We start from the raw sequence: 7,157 nt of genomic DNA, 5'->3' as shown, positions 1-7,157 counted from the left end.
TGATACAATCAGCCCCTAATATTTGGTCACTTTATTTATTAGCTAAGCCATGTTTGCTATATAAAGTTACTTTGTCTGATACTAGCGTGATCTCGATATTTTTTGCTTCATCGCCCCATACACAGTTAGTATGTAGTGTTTTTTCAACACAGTTATCAGCACTGCCTAAAATAGTTTCAACTTCAGTCTTATCCATGCCTACTTTAATTTTTTCATAATTTTCAAGACTTACCTTAGAACAAGCCGCAAGGCTTAATGTAGCTGCGATGATAAGGAGTTTTTTCATTGTTATATCCTACTTAATATTAATGTTTGAATTTTCTGATCTGGACAATCATGCCCATTCGTGGATGGTCAAAGTAATGTACTTCACCACTAATTACACGTCTAAACTGAGAGAAACGGGCTGACTCTATATCGCCGTTTTCTAGCTTTTGGCTAATATCAAAATTAGCTGTAATGTATAAATAATGTCGTAAATGTATTTTAAATAAACCGTCTAGTTCCCACTCTGCTTTTGGTTGATCTGGGTCGTTAAATAGTGCCGGTTGTGAATTTAATAAACTTACAAAATCAGGGTTTGAATAGCTAGGTGTTACATTGGGTTCATTTTTAAGATGCTTACCCGCTATTAAATGCATGCTTGGGGCGCGTGACTTGCTTGCACCTTCAAAGCGCCAGCCAGTATGTAGAATAGGTGTTAAGCCTTTGCGGTCCAGTTGCCTATATTGCGCTTTAAATTGCAGCTGTTGCGGCGCTAATAAATAGGTTTGCTGCATATCATCTTTAGCGGGTGCTAAAGGCGTTACAGGTAGCTCATCGTAGCTTTGTAGGTAGTCAATACTGTTGTCACATACACCCGATTGCGGGTTTGAATTAACTAATGAATCAGTAAAAGTGCGTTTTTGAAAACGCTCATCGCCATCTATGCAGGCCTGCATTGCTTGTTCAGTGTAAAGAGGGGTCAGTAAGTCTAGCGTATTTTTATCTTCAATAGCTTTGTGCTTAAGGCTAAAGTCTTCTTGTAAATACGGGGCAGGGCGCTGTTTAAATACAAGCACCTCAACCTCAAACCAGCGTTCTGCAAATGCAGTGCTGCTAAATAAGCAGCATAAAACAATAAGCGATTTTTTTAGCAACATTAATGGCTAACCTTTTTTTCGAAATCTGCAATCATTGCAGTGACCATTTTTAAGCGTTCGCGGGCATTTGCCTCACTAATTGCAAAGCGCAGTTTATTTGCGCCATCCATTTTGTACACCTTAGGCGCACTTTGTATCAAGCCAATGATGAAGCTAGGGTTAACCTTGGTATCTTGGCTAAACTCAAAGTAACCACCTTTTGGGTTTGCCTCAATTTTAGTTATACCTAAACTACTAGCTTTCATTTTTAATAATTGTAGGCTAAATAGGTTTTTAGCAGCATCAGGTAGTAAACCAAAGCGGTCTATTAGTTCCACCTGTAGTTCATCCATATCATCAAGGTTAGCACAACTTGCAATTCGCTTATACATACCCAAGCGTGCATTAACATCGTGTATGTAGTCATCAGGTAATAATGCAGCCAGCTTTAAATCTACTTCGGTTTGTTTTTGAAGTAGGTTTTCAAGCGTTGGCTCTTTACCTTCGCGCAGCGCATTTACGGCTTGTTCGAGCATTTCCATATATAAACTAAAGCCAATGGTTTGCATTTGGCCTGATTGATCATCGCCAAGTAGCTCACCCGCACCACGAATTTCTAAATCGTGTGTAGCGAGGGCAAAACCTGCACCTAAATCCTCTAATGATTCAATTGCTTGTAAGCGTTTACTCGCATCTTTAGAAAGCGCTTTAGGATCACCTGTTAGTAAGTAGGCATACGCTTGATGGTGGCTTCGCCCAACTCGTCCACGTAATTGGTGTAACTGGGCAAGGCCGAGTTTATCTGCTCTGTCCATGATAATGGTATTAGCCGTAGGCACATCAATACCGGTTTCGATAATCGTGGTACATACCAGCACGTTGTATTTTTGATGGTAAAAGTCAGTCATTATTTGCTCAAGCTCTTGCTCGCGCATTTGGCCATGGGCTGTTGTCACACTGGCTTCAGGTACCCATTCACTAATTTCTTGTGCAACACGCTCGATAGTTTCTACGTTGTTATGTAAAAAGTAAACTTGGCCACCGCGTTTAATTTCTCGCAGTACCGCTTCGCGTATTAGTTCTACATCGCGTTGGCGTACAAAGGTTTTTACCGCTAAACGTTTAGCCGGTGGCGTTGCGATTATCGATAAATCGCGCATGCCGCTCATGGCCATGTTGAGTGTACGAGGTATTGGTGTTGCAGTCAGTGTGAGTATGTCTACATCGGCGCGCAGTGCTTTAATTTTCTCTTTTTGGCGAACACCAAAGCGATGCTCTTCATCAACAATTAACAAGCCTAAATCGTTAAATTTAATGTCTTGTTGAATAAGTTTATGCGTGCCAATAACTATATCGAGCTTACCGTTGGCCATTTTTTCAAGTGTGTCTTTTTGCTCTTTAGTGGAGTTAAAGCGCGAAAGTACACCTACTTCAATAGGAAAATCAGCAAAACGGTCTTTAAAGTTTTCAAAGTGTTGTTGAGCGAGCAAGGTGGTGGGCACTAAAATGGCTACCTGTTTATCATCGTTAACTGCTACAAAAGCAGCGCGCATGGCCACTTCTGTTTTACCAAAGCCTACGTCACCACACACTAAACGATCCATCGCTTGTTTTGATTGCATATCACCTAATACGGCTTCTATGGCGTTGCGCTGATCGTCAGTTTCTTCAAACGGAAAGCTATCGCTAAATTGTCGATATGCGGGGGCATCTAGAGTAAATTTATTACCAGGTTTTGCTTGGCGCTGAGCATAAATGTCGAGTAACTCTGCGGCGACATCGCGAACTTTTTCAGCAGCACGTTTTTTTGCTTTTTCCCATGCATCTGAGCCAAGCTTATGCAGCGGGGCGCTGGCTTCTTCACCACCAGAGTAACGACTCAGCATATGCAATGCAGACACTGGCACGTACAATTTAGCTTCACTTGCATAAGTAATTGTTACAAATTCAGTAACTACACCTGCAGCATCAATTGTTTGCAGCCCCTGATAACGGCCAACACCGTGATCAAGATGCACAACAGGTTGACCTTCTTTAAGCTCGGCTAAATTACGGATTAGCGCATCTTGGCTGGCTTCGTACTTGTGCTTGCGGCGTCTGCGCTGAGATACTTTTATACCTAGCAGTTCTTGCTCGGTAATAATAGATAGGCTTGGTTTAGTGCCAAGTACGACACTTTGTTCAAGCGGGCTTACTATTAAACCTACATCACTCGCGCTTTTTGTAAATTGTTCGAGTGTTTCAAATTCTTTAAATTTTAAACCGCTTGGTTTTAAAATGCTCAGTAATGATTCGCGACGACCGTCCGATTCAACACTGAGTAATATGCGGCCTTTTTTCTTTTTTTGCTCTGCTACATAATTTATAAACGCGCCATAAGGTTCATGCTGCTTATGATCAATTCGAATAGCAGGCAGCTCGCTAACGCTTAAGTTTTTATTGCCCGCTTTAGTACCAAGCTTTGCAAGCGATAAACGAATACGTGCAAAATTGCCTAAATTAGAAAACAGCTCTTCAATAGGCTGATAAAGCGCATTGGGTTCTAGTAATGGGCGAAGTGGGTCAACTCTGCGGTTCTCATAGCGTACATTTACATCGTGCCAAAAGTTATCTGCCGCGTGCTCTAAATCGCCCAGTTGCATAACGGTAGTTGTTTCTGGCAGGTAGTCAAAAATAGTCGCGAGCTTTTCAAAAAACAACGGCATGTAGTATTCAATACCGGCAGGCCAGTTACCTTTGCTTACTTGCATGTATACAGAGTCTTGCTGCGAGCTTGCACCAAATTTTTCACGGTAGCTTATTCTAAAGCGTTCAATATCAGCGTCGTTAGTAGGAAATTCATGTGCTGGAAGTAGCTCAATTTTATCTACTTTTTCATCAGAGCGCTGTGTTTCTACATCAAATAAGCGAATGGTATCGAGTTCGTCATCAAAAAAGTCGAGTCTAAATGGGTGTGGGCTACCCATTGGGTATAAGTCAACGATAGAGCCGCGTATAGCGTATTCGCCGTGCTCCATTACTTGTTGAACATTTAAATAACCAGCTTGCTCTAAGTTGTCACGAAAGTTATGAGTGTCTAGTTTGTCGCCCACTTTAAAGTTTATTGTTGAACCGTAAATAAATGAGGCCGGGGCTGTGCGCAACATTAAAGTAGATACAGGCACAATTAACACACTTTGTTGTTCTTTTTTTAAGGTGTTTAAAGTGGCCAAACGGGCTGAAATAATATCTTGATGGGGAGAAAAATGATCGTATGGCAGAGTTTCCCAATCAGGAAATACCATGACTGGGTTATCGGGTAATAAATATTCTAATTCTGTTTCAAGGCGCAGTGCACTTGGTGTATCCGGCGTAACAATTAAGACTAAGTTATCTTGTTGTTTAACGCCTTCAGCAATAGCAATACTTAAACCACTTCCGCTTAGCTGGCCCCATTGAATTTTATCTTTATGAGATTTTACCCAAGGCAAGGCTGCCCATTGCTCAAACGCCATTGATTACTCCATTTATAGTTGGCTCTTAGCAAGTAAGAGCCATCTTGAGTTAAGGTTACTTAGTCTCGGTATATTTTTGTTAGGTCTTTATAGTGATCAATTCGTCTATCACGTAAGAAAGGCCAAATACGTCTTACGTTTTCTGAGCGTTTTTGATCAATTTCTACTACTAAAATTTGCTCATCAGTATTATTAGCCTCTGCTAATAGTTCACCTTGTGGGCCTGCAATAAACGAATTGCCCCAAAACGAAATACCATCGCTTTGCGCACTAGGGTCACTTTCATGGCCAACGCGGTTACAGCTAATTACCGGCACGCCATTGGCAACAGCATGGGCACGCTGGCTAATAACCCACGCATCTTTTTGACGAGTTTGCTCAGCAATGTCGTCGTTAGGATCCCAACCGATAGCAGTTGGGTAAATTAATACCTCAGCGCCAGCCATTGCCATTAAACGTGCAGCTTCAGGAAACCATTGATCCCAACATACTAGCACGCCTAATTTACCCACCGAGGTTTGAATAGGCTCAAAACCGATATCACCTGGGGTAAAGTAAAATTTTTCGTAAAAACCTGGATCATCAGGAATATGCATTTTGCGGTATTTACCTGCAATACTGCCGTCTTGCTCTAATACAACCGCAGTATTGTGATAAAGGCCCGTAGCGCGTTTTTCAAATAAAGACGCGACAATAACAATGCTTAGCTCTTTAGCAAGCTCACCTAAGGCATTACTGCTAGGGCCTGGAATGGTTTCGGCTAAATCAAATACGTCAACATTTTCGGTTTGGCAAAAATAGAGGCTTCGGTGTAGCTCTTGGAGTACAACCAGTTTTGCACCTTTTTGAGCGGCTTCACGAATGGCACTTATTGATTTTGCCATATTGTCCTTTGCGTTATCGGTATTGCTTTGTTGCACTAACGCAACGGTTAATTTTGCAGGGCTTGTCATTGTGCTGCTCCAGCTAAAAATCCACGAGGTAATTGCATTGTAATACAGTGCAGGCTGCCAAATTGTTCAATGATTGGTTGGCAATTTACGCCAATAATAGTGTGTTGTGGGTATGCTTTTTGAACTTGTGCAAGAGCACGTTCATCATTGGCATCATTATACGTTGGCACAAGCACAGCATTATTAATAATTAAGTAGTTAGCGTAGGTAGCCGGTAAGCGTGTTTGCTCATCGTCATAAGCGGCTTTTGGCCACGGTAACTCAATTAAGTTATATGGGGTGTTATCGGCAGTTTTAAAGGTTTTTAGTTGTTTTTCCATCGCATCAAGTGCGCTAAAATGCTCATCAGTTTTATCGTCACACTGCACATATACAAGGGTATTATTTGGAGCAAAACGCACTAAAGTATCAATGTGGCTGTCGGTGTCATCGCCCGCTAAATAGCCATGTTCAACCCATAAAAAACTCGTCGCGCCTAAGTGCTCTTTCAAAAGTGCTTCAATATCATTTGGGTTTAAATCAGGGTTACGGTTTTTATTAAGCAAACACTCACTGGTTGTTAGCAACACACCGTGCTCGTTTATTTCAATACCGCCACCTTCAAGTACCATATCGAGCGCTTGATATTGGTTGTTTGTGCTACTTAGCTCTTTTACCAAAGTACGATTAATTTGATTGTCTAATGTGCTTTCAAACTTATTGCCCCAACCATTAAAAGTAAAATCATATACTTTTAATTGTTCTGTTGAATCAATAGCGGCGCAAGTAAGCGGACCATGATCGCGCGACCAGGTATCGTTAGTAGGCGTTACTACAAAATGAACACGATTAAGAGAGACGTTAGCACTATTTAGTAATGCTGTAATATGCACTTTTAAGGCACTGTTATGCGCCACAATAACAAGCTGTTGCTGCGTTGTTATGTGTTTAGCAAGTTCAATATATACAGGTTCTACACGCGCTAAGTTGTCGGCCCAATCGGTGTCTTTGTGAGGCCATGTAAGCATAACAGCGTCTTGCTCGGCCCATTCTGGTAAAAGTCTAAAGTTCATGAATTTTATATACTAATTAAGATGGCGCTAGTTTAGCATTTTACATAAAGATGTCAGCTAATTATCACTGTTTAGGTCGCCTTGGTTTTGATCAAGTTCTTGACGTTTTTTAAGTTGGCGGGTTTGAGCATGTAAACTCGCTCTAACAATAAGTTCTTGGTCAGTGGTTCTAATTGCGGTAAAGAGCATAGTGTATTGGTATTGTTCGCTATCTTGTTTTTCTACTGCCACAACTTCGGTGTAACAATAAACCGCAGAGGCCTCGTGGTGCAAAAACAGTTTGGTTCTAAATGCTTGGCCAATTGAGTGTACTTCAGGTGATGTAAAACGAATACCGCCACCGCCGTAGCTATCACATTGTATTGCGTTATCTTGGGCTTGTTCTGAGGCCAAAATATGGCTCATTATTAAATCTATTTTACGTGACTGCGCTTGTAAAAAAGTAGCTAGCTCTTGTGCTATATCGCCTAAGTTACGCAGTGGGCGTAACGAGCTTTGCTCAAGCTCACTTACTTCATTTGCTAATCTAAATAGTGG

General features: G+C 41.4%; 6 protein-coding genes. All 6 read right to left on the bottom strand.

The window, feature by feature from the left end; all coding sequences use genetic code 11:
• Window positions 1-31: 31 nt before the first annotated feature.
• Window positions 32-286 carry a lipoprotein gene (locus H5072_RS07970; RefSeq protein WP_024597375.1) on the bottom strand — a complete coding sequence of 85 codons (255 nt, stop codon included), beginning with the start codon at window positions 284-286 and terminating at the stop codon, window positions 32-34.
• Window positions 287-305: 19 nt separating this feature from the next.
• Window positions 306-1,142, bottom strand: coding sequence for a peptidoglycan binding protein CsiV (locus H5072_RS07965; protein ID WP_182693199.1), 837 nt, complete (start codon window positions 1,140-1,142; stop codon window positions 306-308).
• Window positions 1,142-4,615, bottom strand: coding sequence for a transcription-repair coupling factor (mfd, locus tag H5072_RS07960; RefSeq protein WP_182693198.1), 3,474 nt, complete (start codon window positions 4,613-4,615; stop codon window positions 1,142-1,144). The genes H5072_RS07965 and mfd overlap by 1 nt, the downstream gene beginning before the upstream one ends.
• 59 nt (window positions 4,616-4,674) lie before the next feature.
• The gene (locus H5072_RS07955) at window positions 4,675-5,568 is read right to left on the bottom strand and encodes a carbon-nitrogen hydrolase (RefSeq protein WP_024597239.1); all 894 of its coding nucleotides are present in this window, start codon (window positions 5,566-5,568) and stop codon (window positions 4,675-4,677) included.
• A complete protein-coding gene (locus tag H5072_RS07950) occupies window positions 5,565-6,620 on the bottom strand; it encodes an agmatine/peptidylarginine deiminase (protein ID WP_182693197.1) in 1,056 nt (351 codons plus the stop codon). Before H5072_RS07950 ends, H5072_RS07955 begins: the two co-directional genes overlap by 4 nt.
• Window positions 6,621-6,677: 57 nt before the next feature.
• Window positions 6,678-7,157 (bottom strand): PilZ domain-containing protein (locus H5072_RS07945; protein ID WP_182693196.1); only part of this gene is annotated, 480 nt, incomplete at its 5' end.

Source organism: Pseudoalteromonas sp. SR45-5, assembly GCF_014163565.1.
GTDB classification, from domain to species: Bacteria; Pseudomonadota; Gammaproteobacteria; order Enterobacterales; family Alteromonadaceae; genus Pseudoalteromonas; species Pseudoalteromonas distincta.
This window is presented reverse-complemented; position numbering and strand designations above follow the sequence as displayed.

Coding starts and splice junctions, on each gene's coding strand:
- H5072_RS07970 (WP_024597375.1), bottom strand. CDS start 286: ATGAAAAAACTCCTTATCATCGCAGCTACATTAAGCCTTGCGGCTTGT.
- H5072_RS07965 (WP_182693199.1), bottom strand. CDS start 1,142: ATGTTGCTAAAAAAATCGCTTATTGTTTTATGCTGCTTATTTAGCAGC.
- mfd (WP_182693198.1), bottom strand. CDS start 4,615: ATGGCGTTTGAGCAATGGGCAGCCTTGCCTTGGGTAAAATCTCATAAA.
- H5072_RS07955 (WP_024597239.1), bottom strand. CDS start 5,568: ATGACAAGCCCTGCAAAATTAACCGTTGCGTTAGTGCAACAAAGCAAT.
- H5072_RS07950 (WP_182693197.1), bottom strand. CDS start 6,620: ATGAACTTTAGACTTTTACCAGAATGGGCCGAGCAAGACGCTGTTATG.